Origin of the sequence: Mesorhizobium sp. M7A.F.Ca.CA.001.10.2.1, from assembly GCF_003998575.1 — a bacterium.
Taxonomy (GTDB): domain Bacteria; phylum Pseudomonadota; class Alphaproteobacteria; order Rhizobiales; family Rhizobiaceae; genus Mesorhizobium.
In genome coordinates this window covers 1-1,463 of the sequence record NZ_RZQY01001002.1, presented here as the reverse complement: position 1 = coordinate 1,463, position 1,463 = coordinate 1, and the positions used below count along the sequence as shown (strand labels likewise).

Here is a 1,463-nt window from a genome sequence, read left to right as displayed (position 1 = left end):
GCACTGGTCGAGCCGATCGCGGCGCCGTCCGATAGCGTGCTCTCGGCCTATTTCGAAGCCAACAAGAAGACATATGCGGCACCCGAATACCGCAAATTTTCCTATGTCCGCCTCGAACCCGTTGACATCATGGATACGACCGCCGTCACCGACAGCCAGGTCAGCGACGACTACAACAAGAACAAGGCGCGTTACACCACGCCGGAACTGCGCACCGTCGAGCAGCTCGTGTTCAAGACGCCGGATGCGGCCAAGGCCGCACTCGATTCGCTCAAGGCCGGCGCCACTTTCGACAAGCTTGTCACGGCCGAAGGCAAGACGCCGGCCGATACGTTGCTCGGCACGCTTGCCAAGGACAAGATCGCCGACAAGGCGGTCGCCGACGCGGCCTTTTCGCTCAACGCCAATGAAGTCAGTCAGGTCGTGCAAGGCGCCTTCGGTCCGGTGCTGCTGCGCGTCACCGAGATCAAGCCCGAGGTGGTGAAGCCACTGGCCGAGGTGTCCGATCAGATCCGCAAGGATCTGGCGCTGGGCGAGGCAAGTCGCATCCTACTGGACGTGCGCGACAATTACGATGACACCCGCGCCGCCGGCAGTTCGCTGGCGGAGGCCGCGGCCAAGCTGAAGCTTAAGGTCGTCACCATCGACGCCATCGATCGCAGTGGACTGCGGCCAGATGCAAGCATCGTCAAGGACCTGCCGCAATCGCCGGAGCTGATCAAAGCCGTCTTCGACGCCGAACCCAACACGGAAAACGATGCCTTGACCACAGCCGACAACGGCTTCGTCTTCTATGAGGTGGCGTCCGTCACGCCGGCTCGCGACCGCACGCTGGATGAGGTTCGTCAGAAAGTCGTCGCCGACTGGACGGCGGCGGAAATAAGCAAGCGGCTGGCCGCCAAGGCTGACGAACTGGAAAAGCGGCTCAAGGCCGGCGCAACGCTCGATGTCATCGCCAGCGAACTGAAGCTCGAAAAGCAGACCAAGCGCGGTGTCAAGCGTGAGGCTGACGATGTCGACTTCGGTAAGGAGGGTGCGGCAGCGATGTTCGGTGTCGGCGAAGGCGGCACCGGCTTGGTCCCCTCACCCACCGGAGACGGGCAGATCCTGTACAAGGTCGCCGAAGTGTTCGAGCCCGCCGGAGCCGATGCCAGTTCGGTGCCGGACGACGCGCAGAAATCCTTCACCTCCGGCATGTCGGATGACCTGCTCGACCAGTTGGTGGCGCAGTTGCAGACGCAGTACGACGTTCGCATCGACCAGGCCGCCGTCGCCCAAGCCTCGACAAGATGAGCGCGCTGAAAACCCATATCGCCAAGATCGCGACCGGTAGCGCGCTTTCCTTCGAGGAAGCGCGCGAGGCCTTCGACATCATCATGTCGGGTGACGCGACCCCCGGCCAGATCGGCGGTTTCCTGATGGCGCTGCGTGTGCGCGGCGAGACGGTGAGCGAGATTTCAGGC

At 63.0% G+C, this 1,463-nt stretch carries 1 protein-coding gene and 1 pseudogene; both read left to right on the top strand.

What is annotated here, in order from left to right:
• Positions 1-1,293 (top strand): peptidyl-prolyl cis-trans isomerase (locus EN964_RS34435; protein WP_127277431.1); only part of this gene is annotated, 1,293 nt, incomplete at its 5' end.
• A pseudogene (locus EN964_RS34430) lies at positions 1,290-1,463 on the top strand (anthranilate phosphoribosyltransferase); the annotation flags it as partial. The gene EN964_RS34435 and the pseudogene EN964_RS34430, both read left to right, overlap by 4 nt.